Genomic DNA, 20,032 nt, shown 5'->3' on the forward strand with positions numbered 1-20,032 from the left:
GCACGATATTAAAAGAAGGATTCATAGTGGACGTCATAGAGCAAACCTTGCAACATTCTTGGAAAGATGAAATCTTTGATATTTTCAAACGCGGGGGCGTCGACCAACTCGTCTATGTGCCCGATGCAGGTCATTCGCAAGTCATTAAAAAAGCTTGGGCAGATGAGGTCATGACACCTGTGCCAGTGACGACCGAGGAAGATGGTGTGGCCGTTGTCTGTGGCTCTTGGTTAGGCGGTAAGCGTGCCGTGTTATTAATGCAAAGTAGTGGTGTTGGTAATTGTGTGAATATGTTGTCACTGATTAAAAATTGCCAATTTCCTTTCTTCTGTTTAGTGACGATGCGTGGGGAGTGGGCTGAGTTTAATCAATGGCAAACTCCGATGGGCAGCGCTACGCAACAAGCCTTTGAAATGATGGGGGTGAATGTGTTAAGAGCAGATACGCCACAAAGTGTACCGGATGTAGTAAGTGCTGGGTTTGACGCAGCATTCGTAGGGGGAGACGCAGTTGCAGTTTTGCTATCACAAAGTCTGATTGGACGCAAAAAATGGGATGCCAAATGAATCAAAATAACTATCAACATGGCACCATCAATCGTAGGGAGTTTGTAAAAGAGTTGGTCGACTTATGCCCAGAGGCATTAATCGTGACGGGTTTAGGTTCACCGTCCTATGATGTCTTTGCGGCAGGAGATCGTCCGCAGAATTTTTATCTGTGGGGAGCCATGGGCGCAGCAGTAGCAATGGGCCTAGGGATTGCCATCGCTCAACCACAAAAGCCAGTATTAGTTATTACTGGCGATGGAGAAATGTTGATGGGGCTGGGAAGTTTAGCTGCCGTTGGCGCACAAAAGCCGAAGAATCTCACCATTGTGGTCTTAGATAATGGACACTATGCAGAAACCGGTATGCAACGCAGTCATACCTCTTTAGGGGTTGAATTAACAGGGGTGGCGAGTGCTTGTAATTTTGATTGGACTCTTTCTGTGCGAGATCCTGCACTCGTTGGTCAAATCGCTGACCAAGTGAATGCTAAAAATAGTTGCGGTTTAGCGAATATCTTTATTGAAGCGGTTGACTATCCGAAAGCCTTGCCACCAAGAGATGGTACGTATATTAAGAATCGCTTTCGTCAACATCTAGGCTTCGAGCCGTTCTAAAAATTCCATGGGCAGCTTGCCCCTTAGGTGAACCCCAGCAGCCGTTGGGGCTTCATCACGTCTGGGCCTAGGCGGTTTTTGCATCGGCTAGCAGTGGATGAAGTAAGATATATCCATCAATTACTATAAATAAATTATTCAATAATTAGGAGACTGAATTGACAAGCAAAATGAATGGTGCGACTTACTTTGCGCGCCTGTTAGAAGCCTACGGCGTAACCCACGTGTTTTTTATGGACGCTGTCTTGCGACGTGCGCTAGCCGAGATGGAAGATACCAAGATTAAAAGAATCCTAGGTCATTCCGAAAAAGGTGTTGGTTATATGGCCGATGGTTATGCGCGGATTTCTGGTAAGCCTGGTTTATGTTTTGCCCAGTCTGTGGGGGCTGCAAATTTAGCCGCCTCCTTGCAAGACCCTTACTTAGGATACTCACCGGTGATTGCGATGACTGGCCGTCATGTAGCAGCGATGCAATATCGTAATTCGTATCAAGAAGTAGAGCACGGTCCTTTATTTACCCCAGTCACAAAATTCCATGCGCAAATGGAAGTGATTGAACAAATGCCACACTTAATTCGTCAAGCCTTTAGAGAAGCAACGACCGGGGCTCCCCGTCCTGTGCACTTGGACATTGCCGGTTTTACGGGAGATGCCATCACACCGCATGAGGCAGACTTCCCCATCGATGTCGATCAAGTACATACCCGTTTCCCAGCGTTTAGACCAGCGCCTGATCCAGCTGTCATTGCCCAAGCGGTGGCTGCGATTGCTAAATCAAAACAACCTGTAATTATTGGTGATCGTGGGGTCGTGATTGCTGGTGCGGACGAAGCCTTGCGCGCCTTTGGCGAGAAAATTCAAGCACCGATTACAACTACACTTGATGCTAAATCCACCATGGTGGAGGGCGATACCTTATTTAGAGGGATGGCTGGCTTGTATGGTAGAACTTGCACGAACCGCATGATTGATCAGGCAGATCTCGTGATCTATGTCGGTAGTAATACGAGTGATCATACAACCGGTGGTTGGAAGCTGCCGAAGTCAGGTACTCCTATTATTCAAATCGATATTGACCCCGTCGAGCTCGGTCGGAATTACCCCAATACGATCGGCATTTTGTCCGATGTGGGTAAAGGGCTAGAGGCTTTAACAGCTGCTGCCACTAGAGTAGAGCGAGGCGAATGGTTAGCCAGTTCGAAGAAATTAGTGGATGATTGGTGGCAAGAACAATTGCCTGAACTCACGCGTGATGAAGTACCAATGCGCCCTCAACGTCTCTGTAGATTACTCACCGAAGTGTTACCTGAAGATGCAATTTTAGTGGCGGATACCGGTTACTCTGCGTTGTGGAGTGGAAATTTGGTGGAGTTACATCATCGTAATCAAACCTTTATGCGCGCAGCGGGTTCTCTCGGTTGGTCCTTCCCGGCAGCCATTGGTGCTAAAGCAGCCGCCCCAGAGCGGACTGTGGTTTGCTTCACGGGCGATGGCGGATTTGCTTATCACCTCCCGGAATTAGAGACCGCCCGTCGTTGGGGTTTAAATACTATTACGATCGTCAATAACAACCATTGTTTATCACAGGGTGTTAAAAATCTCAATATTGCTTACTCACACCGTGAGGAAGATGGGCGTAAATCAGAGTGTTATGTCTATCGTGAAACTGATTTTGCAAAAGTTGCGCAATCTTTTGATTGTTTCGGTATTACCGTGGAAAGACCTGAAGACTTTAAGGCTGCTTTTGCCGCGGCACTCGCTAGCAACTTGCCAGCAGTGATTGATGTAAAAACAGAGTTTGCTTATCAAGCGCAAATGGCTTGGATGCCGTCATAGCAAAGCGCAATGATGGTATTCACCAGTGCGCTGATCAATGATTGGTGAATTGGTGATGCCATTTGGTAGTGAGGAATTTGTAAACAGTAGAAAAAGTAGAAGATATTTTCATCCAATCATGTAAGGAGACATCATGTTTGCTGCAAAAATGATTAAAAATAAACTCGCTGTTCAATGTTTGAGCTTGCTGACCCTCAGTCTGACTTGTGGCCCTGTTGCGATGGCCCAGTCTGCGAATGATTTTCCCAATAAACCGATTCGATTAGTGGTTGCTTTTGCCCCAGGAGGGTCAACTGATATCGCTGCACGAATTCTTGCCCAAAGTTTAACGAGCATTTTAAAAGTGTCCGTGTTTGTCGAAAATAAACCGGGCGCTGGTGCCAGTATTGGTACCCAATACGTGGCAAATGCTGCGGCCGATGGCTATACCTATTTAGTCACTTCGCCGTCCTTTATTGTCAATCCGTTGACGATGGGCGCTAATGCCGGTTACTCGCCTGACAAAGATTTTGCGCCAGTTTCTATTCCAGCGACGCAACCGATGAGTGTGGTGGTCAATGAAAAAGTGCCAGCAAAGAATTTAAGTGATCTCAAAGAATTAGCTGTTAAGAATAATTTATCGTACGCCACCGCTGGCAATGGGACACCACCCAATTTAACTTGCGATAATTTGTTCCGTCAATATTGGAAATCGGATGTCACGCATATTCCGTATAAAGGTTCTGGCCCCGCTTTGATTGCTTCTGTGAGTGGTGAGACGCCCATTTTTTGTGGCGCAGTAGCCGGGGTTTCGCAGTTCATGAAACAAGGGAAGGTCAAGGTGGTTGCCGTTTCGAGTGATAAACGCTTACCTTCGATGCCTGAGGCACCGACTTTTGCGGAACAAGGTTATCCAGAGATTAAGGACGATTTATGGGTCGGTGTGTTTGCCCCAGTAAAGACGCCCAAAGAAATTCTACAAAAAATGAATCAAGCCATTAGTCAGGCCATTGCGACCAAAGAGGTGCAAGATAAATTGGATCAAAATGACTTTATTACGGTCGGTGGTAGCTTAGAGCAAACGACTGAGAATGTCCAACGTGATTTGATGCGTTGGGAGAAGACGGTCAAGGCGATGAAAGTCGGAGCGTCAGCCAAATAAGTTGGTCGGATTTTTTGATGAAGAGGGGAGCAAAAAATGGATGGGGTACAACTAGCATGATCTGCAAGTCGTTGACGTCGATATTCCCTGCCATTTTTTTTGGCTTGTGTGCCTTTAGCTCACAAGTAGAGGCTCAAAATTTCCCAGATAAACCGATCCGTTTAATCATTACCACGCCCGCGGGTTCTGGGGTGGACGCAATTGGTCGGGCACTCGCGCAAGGGCTGAGTGAAATTACGCGCCAGCAGGTGGTAGTGGACAATCGTGCAGGGGCTGGTGGGATTATCGGTGCTACCGCTCTCGCCAATGCGGCTCCGGATGGCTATACCATTGGTATTGCCGCCACGGCCCATATAGTTGCGCCCTTATTGCAAGCCAAACCGGCCTATCATCCCATCAATGATTTCACCCCCATCGCGCAACTCACGGTGATCCCGAATATCGTCGTTACTTCTCTCAAAAATAACGTCAAAAACATGAAGGATCTGATCGACCTCGTTAAAAAAAGACCAGATGAGTTGAACTATGGTTCGCTAGGAGATGGTACGGCCTCCCATTTGTCGGCCGAGATTGTGAACCGCAGTATGGGCCTGAAAACGATTCATGTACCTTATCGGACCATCGCTGACTCCTATACAGGCTTGTGGTCTGGTGATGTGCAATATGAAGTGTATCTGATGCCCTCAGCACTGCCCCTGTTTCAAGGAGGCCGGGCCTTGGCCATTGCCAATACTGGCCGAGTTCGAAGCGCTGCTTTACCGGACGTCCCAACGGTGCGGGAACTTGGATATCCAGAGGCGGAGTCAGAAATTACCATTGGCGTAGTAGGACCTAGTAATGTACCGGCAGGGCAGGTGCAAAAACTGCATCAATTGATTGTGGAGGCGATGAAAATGCCTGAGGTCAGAGAAAAAATGATCAAGCAAGGTGGCGCACCAAGCCCCGAATTAGATACCAAAGCCTATGAGCAACGCCTCAAGTTGGAATACGAAATGTATAAAAAGTTAATCCCCACCATTGGCCTCAAGCCACAATAAGTTCTCCAGCGCCGCCCATCTGACTGCGGTGCTTGGTATTACCCGTGTTTTCATCTATTAACAACGAAGTGAGTAATTTGTGATTGTCGAAAAAAATACCCCAATTCCAATGTCCGATGGATCACACTTAATGTGTAATGTCTTTCGTCCGCCTGTGGCAGGTCATTATCCCGTCATTATGTCCTTCGGTGTTTATGGCAAAGATGTTCATTTTGAGGATGGCTTTCATCCGCAGTGGCAAAAGTTAAAAGCCGTGTATCCCGAGATTGATCAAGGGGATTCTTCGGGAGAATATTTGCGTTGGGAGGTACCTGACCCAGAGCGGTGGGTGCCGGATGGTTTTGTATTGGTGGTCGTGGATAGTCGCGGGAGTGGCATGTCGCCTGGGTATCTTGACTTGTATTCGCCGCGTGAAACGCAAGACTACTATGAAGCGATTGAATGGGCTGGCGTGCAATCTTGGAGTAATGGCAAAGTCGGCTTATCCGGCATTTCTTATTTAGCGATTAAGCAATGGCAAGTGGCCGCCCTCCAACCGCCTCATCTTGCCGCTATGATTCCTTGGGAAGGCGCCGTCGATCATTACCGGGATTTACTGCGGCACGGTGGAATTTTAAGTAATTCATTTACCCAAGCGTGGTGGCCTAGGCAAATTTTAGTGAATCAGCATGGCAATGGTCAGACCACCCATATCGATCGTCAAACGCAAGGAATCACCACCGGGGAGCCCTTACCTGTGGAGCAATTAAAGGGCAATCGCGCCGATTATCCGGCCGAGATTGCTAAGCGGTTTTTATGGGATGCGTGGTTTAGTGATCATACCGCCAAGTTAGAACGAATCACCGTACCGCTATTAAGTGCCGCGAATTGGGGTGGTGCAGGGATTCATTTACGGGGAAATTTTTGTGGATACTCTGGCAGTGGATCCGCCGAAAAATGGCTGTTTGCGCATATTGGTACGCATTACGAAAGTTTTTATTTACCGCATTATGTGGCGATTCAAAAACGTTTCTTTAATCATTATCTAAGAGGGGAAGAGAATGGTTGGCCAACAGAACCTCGTGTGCAGTTAGCCATTCGTCGGGTCGATGGTACGGCCGTTCTGCGTAAAACCAGCGATTGGCCGATCCCAGGAACGCAGTGGCAAAAGTGGTACCTCGATAGTAATGCTCTTACGCTCAGTTCTTCTGCCATCCCAACGGATGGTCGTATTACCTATGATTGCCTCGGTGATGGAGTGACTTTTAAGTCGACACCTTTGCCGCAGGAGGCCGAATTTACCGGTAATGTGAAATTGAAACTGTTTGTTAGTTCAGCCACGACCGATTTAGATGTGTTCGCCGTCTTACGATGTTTTGATCCCCAAGGGGTGGAGGTGCACTTTATTGGTGCACACGAAGTGGTGCCAGTTGCTTGTGGGTGGTTGCGCGCCTCGCATCGCAAATTGGACCTGGATCGATCACGCGAGTACTTGCCATATCATTGCCATGACGAAAGCCAAAAGTTGGTACCTCATCAAGTCTATGAGTTGGATATCGAAATTTTGCCGACGAGCCTAGTGTTTCCAAAGGGCTATCAACTCGCCATCACTATCATGGGACGGGACTTTAACCTCAACCCCCAAGGCCGCATTTTGCATAATGATCCGCAAGATCGACCGATTGACGAGTTTGGTGGTGCCGGGACAATCTTTACGGGAGGAGAGTATCAGAGTTATTTATTGATGCCTTTAATTGGGTAATAATTGATTTTGTAGCGTTTTAAAATGAGAAAAGTAGTTTTAAAAAGAGTATGATATTTTATATCTGTAACTACTTATTTTAAAAAGACAATTCACATGAAACTGGCACATTTTAGATGGATTTTATCTCTCCTCATTGGCTTGCTTTGCTGGCAAGCAAGTGCCGCAGATTTGCAAGAAATTAAAGCCAAAGGTGAAATTAGACACCTTGGAATTCCTTATGCAAATTTTGTTACAGGCGCTGGCGATGGTTTTGATGTTGAGCTCATGCAGGGCTTTGCAAAACATCTTGGTGTGAAATATGTCTTGGTCTATACCGATTTTTACTCGGTCGTGAAAGACTTATTGGGCAAAAGTGTGTCCATTAATAATGGCCAAGCCGTTTTAGAAGGAAACTTCCCCGTCAAAGGGGATGTCATTTCCACAGGGTTTACTTACTTGCCTTGGCGTGAGCAAATTTTATTGTTTTCTGAGCCGACATTCCCTTCCCAGGTCGTGTTGATTGCAAGATCTGACAGCACTATCAAGCCAATCCAACCCTCCAAGAATTTAGCAAACGACGTACTTGAAACCAAAAAATTGATTGGTAAACAGTCCTTATTAGTCATGGAGAGAACTTGTCTCGATCCTGCTAATTATGGTTTAAAAGGCACGGGATACAACCTACATCCTTATGTAAAAAGTGCCAATATTAACGAAATGGTTCCGGCCTTGTTAAATAAAGACGCCGATTTATCCCTACTCGACTTACCTGATCTGATGTTGGATCTAAAAAAATGGGCCGGTAAATTCAAAGTATTAGGACCTGTTTCTGAACACCAAGTATTAGCTACAGCGTTTCCGAAAGATGCACCGCGCTTAAAAGATGAATTTAATGTGTACTTAAAGAAAATTAAAGCAGATGGTACTTATGATGGGTTGGTGGATAAGTACTATCCTGGTATCAGAAACTACTTCCCTGTGTTTTTTGCGAAAAATTAAGCAATTCGTTTAAATGGGGTTAGAAAAGTTCAATTTTCTTGAGTTAAGGTCTTTTTTTCGGAAAAGACGTTCCCTCTTTTATCTTTTTTTCATCTTCCTCTTCGTTTACATCGTTTTCCTATTAGTTTATTCTGTGCAATCGCAGGAAAAACTAAAAAGCGTTGCCGAAGAGCGCTTTTATATCGAGACAAAACATACTTCTACCATTTTGGCGAACTTTTTGGAGGAGCAAAAAAGTCTTGTTGAAACGATTGCCACCGGCAATGAAATAGAAAATTTCTTAGTCAATCAATCTCTAGGGATGTCTTTAGAGTATGGACTCAATGTTAATTTATTTTCGATTAAAAGTAGTTTTGATAAAAAAATTACGAATTTAAAGTGGTTTGATGAGCCAATCTATCAACGCATTGTCTTTTTGGATGAGCATGAACAGGTTTTAGTTGATACTAAAACGAATGGTTCTACGACTGATTTTTCTCATTTGGCACATAACTTTTCGAATAGTTTTCAAATTGATGGCACCAACAAAACCTTAATCTTTCAAGCACCAGTGACCTATCGCGGCTTAAGTAAAGGGCGAGTGATTACGGTAGCGAGTTTAAATTTATTATTTAAACCCCTGCAAGTCGACCAAAAGGATCCAGAGTTACATCAATTCTTTATCTTTAATTCGAATCAACGCTTATTTAAAGTGGGCGATGACATTGTGCAACAAGCTGAGAATCGCGTCGCCATCTTACCGAATGAAAAATTAATCCCTTTTAAAAAGGAATACAACTTTTTAATTGGTTCTATTTTTACCCCACAAGATACTGGCTCACTATATCTCTTAAAAAATAGCATTGATGGTGAATACTTTAAATTAATCACGATAGTGACTTCAGATCGAATCTTTAGCAAACTATCTTCGAATGTCTTTTTATATATCGCTTCTTTAGTCCCCATTATTTTGATCATTGGTTTACTGACGTATTTCCAAATGCGGAAAAAGACCTTGGAACTCGAGACCAATGTGGAGATTTCAAGTAAAAATATCAATGCTCTATATGATGCCAATACCCTATTAGCCGATGAAATATCGCGAAGAATAGTGTTAGAAAATGATTTGCGAGAGAGTGAAGAGCGCTACCGAGCTTATATTGATCATGCACCCGAGGGCATTTTGGTGGTGGATCACAACTACAACATTGTCGAAGTAAACCCTTCACTATGCATGCTACTCGGTCAAGAAAAGCAAAATTTAGTGGGATATTCAATCGGTGCCTTGACCGCTGCCGAAGATAAGTCAGATTTTGTGATTCAGTTTAAAAATATTATTAATAATAAAAAAGATATTGAAGAGCTGATTTTTATTACTGCGACGGATGCTAAATTGATGATGCAGTTAAAAACCATGAGTTTGCCCAATAATTTGGTCATGAGTTTTTGTGTAGATATTACTCAGAAAAAGGTTGATGAAGAAAATATTCATAAGTTGGCCTACTATGATGCGCTGACCAGTTTGCCGAATCGACGCATGTTACAAGATCGCTTGCGTCAAGCACTCATCACGAGTAAACGAGACAATCAGTATGTAGTGTTGATGATGCTGGACTTGGATGACTTCAAAAGCTTAAACGATACCTTGGGTCATGATTTGGGAGATTTATTGCTGACGATGGTGGCAAGTCGCCTTAGCGCGTGTATGCGTGAAATTGATGTGGTCTCCAGGATTGGCGGTGATGAGTTTATTGTGATCGCTGAACATCTTGGCTCAAATGTCAATAAGGCCTTAATCGAGGCGAAGAAGATTGCGAATAAACTGATTCAAGAAATTTCACAGCCTTATCCACTCGAGCCGAACAAACCTTACTACTATATGACCTGTAGCTTTGGTTTGACGCTGTTTAAAGGCGCTGATTTATCCACAGAAACATTGATTAAACAAGCTGACTTGGCCTTATATCAAGCAAAAAATGACGGCCGCAATAATTACAAATTTTTTGATCCCAAGATGCAAGAAGCCATTCATGAGAGATCTTCCATGGAATCAGCTCTGCGAGGTGCGATTGAAAAAAATCAACTGCGCTTGTATTGTCAACCGCTAGTAGATCATGGCGGCAATCTGGTGGGTGGTGAAGTATTGTTGCGCTGGTTTCTCAATGGTGAAGAAACTCCGGTGATGCCAAATGACTTTATTCCCTTGGCCGAAAGTAGTGCCTTAATTTTGCCAATCGGTGACTGGGTGATTGAGCAAGCTTTACAGTATTTAAAAAAATGGCAGATGATGGAGCATGCGAGACATCTGAAGCTGTCGATCAATATTAGCGCTCGTCAGTTTTTGCAACCATCCTTTGTGCAGAATATTAAGAATCTCATTGAACGCTATCGGGTAGATCCAAAATTGATCAAACTCGAATTGACAGAAAGTTCGATTATTGAAAAATTAGAAGAAGTCATTCCGAAAATGAATGAGTTAAGGCAGTTGGGCGTTGAGTTTGCTTTGGATGATTTTGGTACCGGCTTTTCCTCATTGTCCTATTTAAAAATACTACCGATTAGCCAAGTCAAAATTGATAAATCTTTTGTACGAGATATTAGTACTGATGTGAATGATGCGGCCATCGTCTCGGCGATTGTGGCCATCTGTCAGTCCTTGAAATTAGAAGTAGTAGCCGAAGGGGTTGAGAATCAATCACAGCTTCAATTCTTGTTAGAAAAAGGCTGTTATCTCTACCAAGGTTATCTGTTTGGGAAACCGGTACCGTTTAATGACTTCATTGCTTAAGCAGCAATGCTAAAGCTAGCATCACAATCGCTGGAAAAATCCTCTGACACCCCTCGATTGTGATGTTGCGTGCAGTAGGCCTATTGCCTCGCTATTACTTCAGCGGTGAAAAATTCACAGGATTTAAGAAGATACTTTCTTGGTGCACCAGATACGGTAGGATCGTCGGTACAAACGCTTGCCAATCCTGATCCGCAGCTAATTTAGCTCTTTGGTTAGTGCGCTCCCCAAAGCTTTCATAAGCCCATAAAAACACAATGGAATTAAGCACGCCAGACTCTTTATTCCAAGTGCCAATCAGTTGGGCATATTTGGTGATAATGCCCACGCCATTTGCTTCATAGATTTTTAGAAATTCGGGTGCTTTGCCTGCTTGAACTTGATAGGTTCTTAACTCATAAATCATCTGTTTCTCCTTTTAGTGTATTTGTCATGCATTCATTAAAACATAACCAGTGATCGGTATAAAGTATCATTAGTTGAGTAGGTTCATTGACGATTCCATTTTATGACGCAGACCAGCCCCGCTAAAAAAAGAAAAACCACGCCACGTTTACCCAAAGACCTCAGGCGCACCTTGGTCTTAAACAAAGCCTATGATTTTTTTTCGGAATACGGCCCCTCGGCCAAGACCAGAGCCTTAGCGGATTATTGCGGGGTCTCCCAGCGTTTACTGTATAGCCTCTTCCCGAATAAGGCTGCCTTGCTCAGCGCCGTCTATGAATCAGAGATTTCTGGTCCGATTAAAACCAGTTGGTTTGGACTTTTAACGGATCAGAGTATCGGTATTGAACATCGATTAATCAATTTCTATCGGGAGTATTACGATACGATTCTGACTAGAAAGTGGCTCCGCTTCTTTTTATTTACGTCCTTAGAAGAGGGGATGGTGGCGCCACAGTTTATTTCCGAGTTTGTTACCCAACTCGTAGAACTGATTGTGACCGAAGTTGCTTTAGAGAAAAAAGTATCATTACCCCTTCATCAAGAACCTCTCCTACAAGAGATTGGTTGGGTGTTACATGGTTCCATTTCGCACTTGGCTATTCGTAGCCATATTTATGATCATCGTCGCTCGGTCGAGGTCAATACCGTCATCGATGCCCATGTAAAAATTTTCATAGCGGGATTCTCGGCATTTTTAGTCCCACAAGCGTGATATTTCCAGAAGAATCACCATTAAGGGGAAATTCCTATTTACAAATCGTCAGTTGACGATGTAAATTAGGTGTGAGACTTGAAGTTAAATAGATGTTTTGAAAATGTGTGGCTTTTATTGAACCAAACTTTTGTATTTAAGGATAAAAATGAACAACAATACTAAACTTGAATTAAATCGTCGTGAGTTTCTAAAGATGACATCCGTGGCGGGTTTGGCGGGCACAGGACTTGCCGGCATGAACTTGAATGCGATGGCTGCAGACCAGGTAAATTTCTACACATGGTCGGCTGCAGTTGATACGGTCAAGAGCCACGCGAATGCCTTCGAGAAAAAATTTAATGTGGGAGTGAATTACAGTAACTCCCCATGGGCACAATATCGTGATGCAGGCATTGCCAAGTTTGTTGGTAAAGCGCCCGTCGATGTGTTGTGGGTGTCTGATGCCTGGTTGCCAGAGTGGGTGGAGTCAGGCTGGTTAGCGCCGATTAATAAGTACCCAGAACTGATGAAATACAACGCGGATACTGCGGATTTCTGTGTCAAGTCGATGGAATATAAAGGCAAGCAATATGGTTTGACCTATTACACCGACTATATGGGATTTTTCTATGATGATGCGAAATTAAAAAAAGCCGGCATCACTGCGCCCCCCAAAACTTGGAGTGAAGTCACTGAACAGTGTTTAAAAATTAAAGCGGCAGGCATTTGCGAGTATCCGTTTATGCTGTCGATGGCCAAAGAGAGTTGGCTGATTGAATTTATCACCGCGATGAATTATTCATTTGGTGGACGCTTTGTGGATGACTCCGGTAAAGCCGTGATGCAAGATCCGCAAAAAGGAGCTGCCCAGGCACTCCAGTGGGTGGTCGATGCGGTACAAAAACATAAAATTATTTCACCCGCTTGCGTTGAAATTGGTGAATTAAACGGTTTGAAATCCTTCAGTTCAGGCAATCATGCCTTCGCTTTATTGGCGCGTTATCGAATTCGCACGCTCAATGACCCTAAGCAATCAGCCATTGCTGGTCAGGTGAAACAGGCCTTGATGCCAGCCGGCCCTAAGGGCTCCAATGCAACGGTAGGTTGGTTACGTTTTTATGGTTTAACCACGCAAGCGGTGGCGGACAAAACGCGTGAAGCCAATGCAGTCAAGCTCATCGAATGGTTTGGCGGTAAAGCCGAGGGTAAATATACCTTCCAAAAGAATCTCTTGAATGACTTAGGCAGCGGTTTTGGCGTGAATTCGCTATTTAAAGACCCAGATGTGATTGCTTCAGTCAATGCCTACACCGATATTAAGATCTACGAATCTGCGCAAAAGTTTGCCAAGAAAAAAGATACGATTGCTCCTTGGTTTGGTGAGTGGGATGAAGAAAATGGTTCTCTTTACCAGTCTGCAGTCTTAGGAAAAATCTCCGTGGAAAGCGCTCTTACTAAATCAGCCGCAGTCTGGACTGACTTGGTCAAGAAAGCTTAAGCGTTCAGATGAGTAATGGCTTAGGTGGGGGCATGAAGGTGAATCGCCACGATCAACGAAGTGCGATGTGGTTTATCGCACCGATGATGTTTGTACTGATGTCGGTGGCGGTTTTTCCAGTCGTTTATTCCTTGTGGATTAGCTTCTTTGATTTAAAGCTGCGCCGACCTAGGTCTGTACCTTTTGTTTGGTTTGATAATTACGTGCATGTGTTGAGTGATGCCTCATTTTGGGATAGCGTGTCCAGAACGGCTAGTTTTACGGTGATGGCCGTGTTCGCCATCATGCTGTTTGCCATGCTGATTGCGCTCTTACTGAATGAGAATTTTGCCGGCAAAAAATTCCTTTCGACGATTTTATTGATTCCATGGGCGATTCCCTATGTAGCCAATGGTTTAATGTGGAAATGGATTTATGATTCGGGTTATGGGGCACTCAATGGCGCTCTGCTGCAACTGGGGTTAATCAATCACTATCTGATTTGGCTTGGAGATACCGACAAAACCTTGGCTTTGATTGCCAATGCCTTTGTTTGGAAAGAGGTCCCGCTGGCTACGATTCTCTTACTGGTGACCTTAAAGTCCATTCCAGAGGACTTATATTCTGCGGCTAAAGTAGACGGGGCCAATATTTGGCAACGATTCTGGCATATTACCTTACCCTCACTCAAGCCAGGCTTTACCTTGGTCATGATTTATGAAGTCATGATGGCCGTGCGACATTTTGATTTGTTTTTTATTTTGACGGAGGGCGGTCCGGCCGACGCTTCCCACGTATTATCCTGGGAAATTTACGTAGAAACCTTCCGTAAACTCTCCTTTGGCTTGGGTGCGGCACTATCGTACCTGTTAGCGGTCGCGACTTTTTTACTCGCATTTTTTATTATTAAAACTTTAGGTAAGAAAATTTAATCACCCTATGATCAAAAAACTGATTATTTTCGTTGCCTCCTTGGTGCTCTCCATCTACATCCTGGGGCCGTTAGTATGGATGGTTTCCTCTTCCTTTCAACCGGAAAATGAAATCACTGCCAAGCCACCTCATTGGATTCCGAAAACACCCACCCTGGAAAATTTTCGGGCTATCTTCGTCTCGGAAAAAGAAGCGGTCACTTATGAAAATCGTAAGCAAGGGGATACTGCGATGGGCGGTTTTATTCCGTCGACGGCCAAAAATTTATTACCCTCGATGTGGAATAGCTTTGTGGTCGCCATTACCGTAGTCTTACTCAATCTATTGATCTCGACACCGGCTGCCTATGCGATGGCGAAAATTCGGTTTATTGGCAGATCGACTTCTATTTACTTTATGTTAGCCACTCGGGTGATTCCAGAAATTGCCTTAGTAGTGCCATTTTTCTTGTTCATTCAAAAGCTTGGTTTGATGGACAATAAGTTGTCACTCATCATTACCTATTTAGCAATTACGATTCCCTTCAGCGTATTTATTTTGGTGAGTTATTTTGAATCCTTACCTGATGAATTAGATAAGGCCGCTCGGATCGATGGCTGTTCAAGATGGCAAAGTTTGACTTACATTTATTTGCCGCTGGCAGTGCCTTCACTCGTCGCGGTTTCGATGTTTGCCTTCTTAACGAGTTGGAATGAATTCTTACTCGCATTGATGTTTACGCAAACGGATCAGTCGCAGACCATGCCAATTGTGGTTGCTTCTTTTGCCTCGGATTTTAATATTAGTTTTTCATTTATTAATGCGGCTGGCGTCATGGCGGTGATACCGCCCGTGGTACTAGCAATGATTTTTCAAAAATATATTGTGTCTGGCCTAACAGCTGGTGCAGTTAAAGGTTAAGGTAATCTTCGTGGCGCATATTCAATTTCAACAAGTTAAAAAATTCTATCCCAATGGTTTTGTTGCGATCGATAACCTGAATTTAGAAATTTATGACAATGAATTTTTGGTTCTGTTAGGGCCATCAGGATGTGGTAAATCGACCACCTTAAATATGATTGCGGGTCTTGAAGATATTTCTGAAGGGACACTCAGCTTTAATGGTCAAGTCATTAATGATGTCTCGCCCGATAAGCGGGATATCGCCATGGTCTTTCAAAGTTATGCCTTATATCCCCATAAAACGGTTTACGAAAATATCGCCTTTGGTCTCAAAATGCGGAAATTTTCGAATTCAGAGATTAAGGTGTTAGTGGATGATGCCGCTCGACGTTTAGATATTACAAAATTATTAGATCGTCGTCCCGGACAATTATCGGGTGGTCAACGGCAGCGGGTTGCGCTTGGCCGTGCGATGGTGCGGCGGCCCTCCGCATTTCTAATGGATGAACCCCTTTCTAATTTGGACGCGGCGCTGCGGATTTCGATGCGAGCTGAAATCAAGCAATTGCATCAAAACATGAAGACCACCTTCATTTACGTGACGCATGACCAAGCTGAAGCGCTGACCTTGGCGGATCGGATTGTGGTGATGAAGGATGGCCAGATTTTACAAATTGGTACGCCGGATGAGATTTATGAACGGCCTAAAAATATCTTTGTGGCCTCTTTTTTGGGCGTGCCTCAAATCAATTTAATCGAAGGTAATTTGCGCGAAGATCGCGGCGAGTTATTGTTCGAAAGCGCGTGCCTGCGGGTCAATCTGACTGGGCTGCAGCCGAGTAACTTCTCATCGGCTAGTTCTGCTCAAGTAACCTTAGGGATTCGCGCTGAAGATGTTTTAAGCCTGGACGCTGCCAATGCGCCTGAGACCTTGACGGGCAAGATTAAGTCTATTTTGCCGATTGGCTCGGATCAGTTTTTAGAAACCCGTTTATCAGCCAGTGATGAGAAAAGTTATTTTTTCAGAGTGGGTAAAGAGTATCGTAATGTGATCGATGGTAGTTTTCATTTCCAACTCAATCGGAATCGCCTCCATTTATTTGATACGCAAACGACTCTATCGTTGCTCTAAAGACCATGAAGCCCGCTGCCTTTTCGTATCATCAACCGAAGAATATTCAGGATCTATTGGTGATGCTTGATCAATATCCTGGTACCAAAATGATTGCTGGTGGTCAAAGTTTGGCACCGATGATGAATATGCGCATGGCGCATATCGAGCAATTAATTGATCTTGATCTTTTGTCGGAATTGTCAGGGATCAAAGCAGCATCATCCCAAGTGGTGATTGGAGCGATGACCCGGCATCATGCTGTGGCGAATTCTGCCATCTTACAACAGCAATGCCCATTGCTTGCTGCTGCGGCCAAGACGATTGGTCATTATGTCATTCGGCAAAGAGGTACGATTGGCGGTAGTTTGTGCCACGCTGATCCTGCAGCGCAAATGCCTTTAATTGCCCTGACATTAAATGCCCAGTTTCATGTGAAAAGTCTTGGTCAGGAAAGAACGATTGCAGCCGCTGACTTCTTTCAGGGGGCAATGACAACCGCGTTGCAAGAAAATGAATTTCTGTATGCGATCTCCTACCCGTGTTTTTCTCATCAAACTGCTTGGGCTTTTGAACTCTTTAATCGTCGGCATGGTGATTATGCGATAGTGAGTGTTGCCTTAGCGGTGGAGTATGACGCGTCTCATCTGATTCGTAATATTCGGATTGGTTTAAATGGAGTAGCAGACTTTGCCAAAGATTACTCTGCTGATTGTGAAGCTTTTTTGCATCAGCCTTATTCTGAACAGTGGGTGGCAGAGTTAACGCAGCATTTAATGTCCAAGTTCGCCCCTTTTGATGAAGAACGCATTTCGGCAAGTTACCGTTTGGATCTCTCGAAGTCATTAATCACCAGTGCTTTTCAGAGAGCACATAGACGATTTTTAAAAGAGGAAGCTTAAACGATGCATGAAAAATTAGTTCAATTCGTGATCAATCAAAAGCCCTACAAAGTCGAGATTGAACCCCGTAAATTATTATCGGATGTGATTCGTGAAGATTGCGCTTTAACGGGTACCCACGTCGGTTGTGAACATGGTGTTTGTGGCGCCTGTACCATTTTAATTGATGGCCAACTCGCCAGATCTTGCCTGGTCTATGGCGTCCAAATGCATGGCAAAGTCATAGAAACGATTGAGTCCATTGGCTCCGTTGGGCATTTAAGTAAGTTTCAGCAAGCGATGCATGAAGAGCATGGCTTGCAATGTGGATTTTGTACGGCAGGCATTGTGATGACGATTGAAGGCTTATTAAGAGAAAACCCACAGCCAAGCGACTTGGAAATTACGGATGCATTATCGGGGAATTTATGCCGTTGTACGGGCTATCAAAATATCTTGAGGGCCATTAAAAAAACCATTCTGCCAGAGGTAAAAAAGGATCTAGATGACTAGTGTTGTCAACCACGATCAAGTCGGTAAAAAACTGCCCAGAAAAGAAGACCTTCGTTTTCTCACAGGGCATGGTAAGTTCATTGATGATATTCAAGTGCCGCATTGTTGGCATGCAGCCTTTATTCGCTCACCCCACGCGCATGCAACCATCAATGGTATCGATGCTTCGCAAGCATTGACCATCGACGGTGTGATTGGGGTTTATACAGGCCATGATTTAGCCAAGTTGACGACCTCTTTGCGTATCGCACCGCCGATTGATGGGCTCAAGCCTGTCGAAATGACGACTTTACCGATTGATAAAGTGCTATTTCAAGGGGATTTAGTCGCTTGTGTGATTGCCATCAATCGCTATATTGCTGAGGATGCCATCGATTTGGTAGAGGTGGATTACACCCCCTTGAGTCCGGTTACGAATTTAGCGCAGGCACAGGAGCCAAATGCACCCCTCGTGATCGAGAGTTTAAAGACCAATTTACTCTCCCATCAATTTCATGAAACGGGTCAGGTTGAGCTCTGTGAACAGCAAGCATTTAAGGTGATCACCTCGACCTTTTCTCAACATCGACAAACCCATTTGCCGATGGAAACCCGTGGGTGTATTGCACTTTGGGATGAAGGCAATCAACATTTAAATTTTCATGTGGGCACGCAAGCACCGCATCCTTATCGAACCCAACTAGCAGCTCGTTTACAGCTTACGGAGTCGCAAGTAACGATTCACTCGCCTGATATTGGCGGGGCCTTTGGGCAAAAAATTGTGTTGTACCGAGAAGAGCTAACGGTGGCTGCCTTAGCTAGATTGTTGAAGCATGCCATTCGGTGGCGGGAAGACCGTTTAGAAAACTTAGTGGGCTCCTCTCAAGCGCGCGAGGATTTTTGTACGACGAGAGTGAGTGTCGATCCACATGGCAAAATCCTTGGCTTAGATTTTCAGATTTTGGAAGATTTTGGCGCTTATAGTTTTTATCCAGGGAATTACTTGGCCCGAGTGGTCGCCATGATTCTGACCGGGCCTTACAAGATTGCGCATTATCGTTATGACGTGAAAGTGTTTTTAACGAATAAAGTGGGGAATGCACCGATGCGAGCGCCGATGTCCGTCACCAGTTGGGTGATGGAGGGGACCATGGATGCGATTGCCAGAGAGTTAGGATTGGATCCCGTCGATGTGCGCAAAATGAATATGGTGACGCAAGACGAAATGCCTTATGTGATGCCAACCGGGGAAGTCTTATCGGACGTAACTCCCCTAGAAACTCTTAATGGGGCTTTAGCGGCGATTGATTATGACGCCTTTCCATCTAGAAAAAAACTTTCAATCCAGCGTCAGCGACTGCGCGGGATTGGTATCTGTAATGTGATTGAATCAACTACTTACGGTTCCGCTTTTTATAAAGCAGCTGGCATACCCGGTTCTGGCCATGAAGCTGTTTGGATTCGGATTGAGCCGACGGGCGTGATTAACGCCTCCGTTGGTTTAGGACCGAGCGGACAGGGCTATGAAACGGCGTTCTCCCAAGTGATTGCAGAGGGTTTAGGTGTTGAGCCATCCCAAATTCGGGTATTGATGGGGAACTCTGATATTGCGCCTTATGGCATGGGGAGTCGCGGCGCTCGAGGAGGTACCGCGGGTGGTGGCGCATTTTATTTATGTGCCCAACAAGCACACCAAAAACTCCTGCGTATCGCCGCACATTTACTCAAGACCACCCCGCTTGAACATCTCAAAATGATCGAGGGTTTGATCCACTGTTTAAAGAGTGGTGAATATGTGCCAACGGATATCAGCTTAAAGCAACTTGCGCAGATTGCGTACTTTGAACCGACGCGCTTACCACCGGATGAAATGCCAGGTTTGGAATTTCATTTAACCTACGATCCACCACCAATGACGTATTCAAACTCTACCCATATTTGTGAAGTAGAAATTGATCCAAGTACTGGCGCCTTAACGATTGAGCGCTATGTAGTTGCGGAGGATTGCGGGACCGTGTTGAATCCGCAAATTGTGGCCGGTCAGCAACACGGTGCCATCGCGATGGGTCTGTCTGGCGTGTTGTTTGAAGAGGTGATTTACGACGAGACGGGTCAAAACACGACAGGTACGCTCGCTGATTATTTAATGGCGACTTGTGGAGATTTGCCGCAGATTGAAATCGTGCATATGAATACACCAAATCAAAAAACTCCTTTAGGCATTAAAGGGATGGCCGAAGGTGGCGTGATGGGTGCCATTGGCTCGCTCATGAATGCTGCGAATTCGGCTTGTAGTGATTTAAAGATCCAAGTGAACCAACAGCCCCTAACCCCGATGTATTTGAGACGCCTGATTCGGGAAGCCAGTTCACGCAGTGATGTGTAACTCACTATCCATCCCTAGAGACCTGGAAAGTACCCACTGCCCATGAAAAATATAGACTCGAT

17 protein-coding genes are annotated in these 20,032 nt (G+C 44.7%); 16 read left to right on the top strand and 1 reads right to left on the bottom strand.

What is annotated here, in order from left to right:
• Positions 1-26: 26 nt before the first annotated feature.
• The 8 genes from B8983_RS09145 to B8983_RS09180 all read left to right on the top strand — a co-directional run bounded on the left by B8983_RS09145 (position 27) and on the right by B8983_RS09180 (position 10,667).
• Complete coding sequence (locus B8983_RS09145; protein ID WP_234986981.1) at positions 27-566, top strand: phosphonopyruvate decarboxylase; 540 nt, start codon at positions 27-29, stop codon at positions 564-566.
• Positions 563-1,162, top strand: coding sequence for a thiamine pyrophosphate-dependent enzyme (locus tag B8983_RS09150; RefSeq protein WP_084283849.1), 600 nt, complete (start codon positions 563-565; stop codon positions 1,160-1,162). The genes B8983_RS09145 and B8983_RS09150 overlap by 4 nt, the downstream gene beginning before the upstream one ends.
• Positions 1,163-1,320: 158 nt before the next feature.
• The gene (locus B8983_RS09155) at positions 1,321-3,000 is read left to right on the top strand and encodes a thiamine pyrophosphate-binding protein (protein ID WP_234986983.1); all 1,680 of its coding nucleotides are present in this window, start codon (positions 1,321-1,323) and stop codon (positions 2,998-3,000) included.
• A gap of 133 nt (positions 3,001-3,133) precedes the next feature.
• A complete protein-coding gene (locus B8983_RS09160; RefSeq protein ID WP_084283851.1) occupies positions 3,134-4,141 on the top strand; it encodes a Bug family tripartite tricarboxylate transporter substrate binding protein in 1,008 nt (335 codons plus the stop codon).
• Positions 4,142-4,197: 56 nt separating this feature from the next.
• The gene (locus B8983_RS09165) at positions 4,198-5,178 is read left to right on the top strand and encodes a Bug family tripartite tricarboxylate transporter substrate binding protein (RefSeq protein ID WP_159460874.1); all 981 of its coding nucleotides are present in this window, start codon (positions 4,198-4,200) and stop codon (positions 5,176-5,178) included.
• Between the two features lie 79 nt (positions 5,179-5,257).
• A complete protein-coding gene (locus B8983_RS09170) occupies positions 5,258-6,919 on the top strand; it encodes a CocE/NonD family hydrolase (RefSeq protein ID WP_084283853.1) in 1,662 nt (553 codons plus the stop codon).
• 96 nt (positions 6,920-7,015) lie between these two features.
• Positions 7,016-7,900 carry a transporter substrate-binding domain-containing protein gene (locus B8983_RS09175; RefSeq protein WP_084283854.1) on the top strand — a complete coding sequence of 295 codons (885 nt, stop codon included), beginning with the start codon at positions 7,016-7,018 and terminating at the stop codon, positions 7,898-7,900.
• Positions 7,901-8,033: 133 nt separating this feature from the next.
• Positions 8,034-10,667, top strand: coding sequence for a sensor domain-containing protein (locus tag B8983_RS09180; RefSeq protein WP_159460875.1), 2,634 nt, complete (start codon positions 8,034-8,036; stop codon positions 10,665-10,667).
• A 94-nt stretch (positions 10,668-10,761) separates the two neighbouring features.
• Here B8983_RS09180 and B8983_RS09185 read toward each other — a convergent pair whose 3' ends face one another.
• Positions 10,762-11,073 carry an NIPSNAP family protein gene (locus B8983_RS09185; protein WP_084283856.1) on the bottom strand — a complete coding sequence of 104 codons (312 nt, stop codon included), beginning with the start codon at positions 11,071-11,073 and terminating at the stop codon, positions 10,762-10,764.
• A gap of 102 nt (positions 11,074-11,175) precedes the next feature.
• Between B8983_RS09185 and B8983_RS09190 the strand changes: the two genes are divergently transcribed.
• The 8 genes from B8983_RS09190 (at position 11,176) to B8983_RS09225 (ending at position 19,970) form a co-directional block, all read left to right on the top strand.
• Positions 11,176-11,826, top strand: a complete 651-nt coding sequence (locus B8983_RS09190) for a TetR/AcrR family transcriptional regulator (protein WP_084283857.1) — start codon at positions 11,176-11,178, stop codon at positions 11,824-11,826.
• A gap of 148 nt (positions 11,827-11,974) precedes the next feature.
• The gene (locus tag B8983_RS09195; protein WP_084283858.1) at positions 11,975-13,306 is read left to right on the top strand and encodes an ABC transporter substrate-binding protein; all 1,332 of its coding nucleotides are present in this window, start codon (positions 11,975-11,977) and stop codon (positions 13,304-13,306) included.
• Positions 13,307-13,314: 8 nt separating this feature from the next.
• Positions 13,315-14,217 carry a carbohydrate ABC transporter permease gene (locus B8983_RS09200; RefSeq protein ID WP_234986985.1) on the top strand — a complete coding sequence of 301 codons (903 nt, stop codon included), beginning with the start codon at positions 13,315-13,317 and terminating at the stop codon, positions 14,215-14,217.
• 7 nt (positions 14,218-14,224) lie between these two features.
• The gene (locus B8983_RS09205) at positions 14,225-15,118 is read left to right on the top strand and encodes a carbohydrate ABC transporter permease (protein WP_084283859.1); all 894 of its coding nucleotides are present in this window, start codon (positions 14,225-14,227) and stop codon (positions 15,116-15,118) included.
• A gap of 10 nt (positions 15,119-15,128) precedes the next feature.
• Positions 15,129-16,232: an ABC transporter ATP-binding protein gene (locus B8983_RS09210; RefSeq protein WP_084283860.1), complete on the top strand. Its 1,104-nt coding sequence runs from the start codon at positions 15,129-15,131 to the stop codon at positions 16,230-16,232.
• Between the two features lie 5 nt (positions 16,233-16,237).
• A complete protein-coding gene (locus B8983_RS09215) occupies positions 16,238-17,113 on the top strand; it encodes an FAD binding domain-containing protein (protein ID WP_084283861.1) in 876 nt (291 codons plus the stop codon).
• A 3-nt stretch (positions 17,114-17,116) separates the two neighbouring features.
• Complete coding sequence (locus B8983_RS09220) at positions 17,117-17,605, top strand: (2Fe-2S)-binding protein (RefSeq protein ID WP_084283862.1); 489 nt, start codon at positions 17,117-17,119, stop codon at positions 17,603-17,605.
• Positions 17,598-19,970: a xanthine dehydrogenase family protein molybdopterin-binding subunit gene (locus tag B8983_RS09225; protein ID WP_084283863.1), complete on the top strand. Its 2,373-nt coding sequence runs from the start codon at positions 17,598-17,600 to the stop codon at positions 19,968-19,970. The genes B8983_RS09220 and B8983_RS09225 overlap by 8 nt, the downstream gene beginning before the upstream one ends.
• Positions 19,971-20,032: the final 62 nt, after the last annotated feature.

Origin of the sequence: Polynucleobacter kasalickyi, assembly GCF_900176405.1 — a bacterium.
GTDB lineage: Bacteria > Pseudomonadota > Gammaproteobacteria > Burkholderiales > Burkholderiaceae > Polynucleobacter > Polynucleobacter kasalickyi.

Bases quoted from the DNA above. Each gene is read 5' to 3' on its own strand.
- B8983_RS09150 (WP_084283849.1), top strand. From the start codon at position 563: ATGAATCAAAATAACTATCAACATGGCACCATCAATCGTAGGGAGTTT.
- B8983_RS09160 (WP_084283851.1), top strand. From the start codon at position 3,134: ATGTTTGCTGCAAAAATGATTAAAAATAAACTCGCTGTTCAATGTTTG.
- B8983_RS09165 (WP_159460874.1), top strand. From the start codon at position 4,198: ATGATCTGCAAGTCGTTGACGTCGATATTCCCTGCCATTTTTTTTGGC.
- B8983_RS09175 (WP_084283854.1), top strand. From the start codon at position 7,016: ATGAAACTGGCACATTTTAGATGGATTTTATCTCTCCTCATTGGCTTG.
- B8983_RS09185 (WP_084283856.1), bottom strand. From the start codon at position 11,073: ATGATTTATGAGTTAAGAACCTATCAAGTTCAAGCAGGCAAAGCACCC.
- B8983_RS09190 (WP_084283857.1), top strand. From the start codon at position 11,176: ATGACGCAGACCAGCCCCGCTAAAAAAAGAAAAACCACGCCACGTTTA.
- B8983_RS09195 (WP_084283858.1), top strand. From the start codon at position 11,975: ATGAACAACAATACTAAACTTGAATTAAATCGTCGTGAGTTTCTAAAG.
- B8983_RS09200 (WP_234986985.1), top strand. From the start codon at position 13,315: ATGAGTAATGGCTTAGGTGGGGGCATGAAGGTGAATCGCCACGATCAA.
- B8983_RS09205 (WP_084283859.1), top strand. From the start codon at position 14,225: ATGATCAAAAAACTGATTATTTTCGTTGCCTCCTTGGTGCTCTCCATC.
- B8983_RS09215 (WP_084283861.1), top strand. From the start codon at position 16,238: ATGAAGCCCGCTGCCTTTTCGTATCATCAACCGAAGAATATTCAGGAT.
- B8983_RS09220 (WP_084283862.1), top strand. From the start codon at position 17,117: ATGCATGAAAAATTAGTTCAATTCGTGATCAATCAAAAGCCCTACAAA.
- B8983_RS09225 (WP_084283863.1), top strand. From the start codon at position 17,598: ATGACTAGTGTTGTCAACCACGATCAAGTCGGTAAAAAACTGCCCAGA.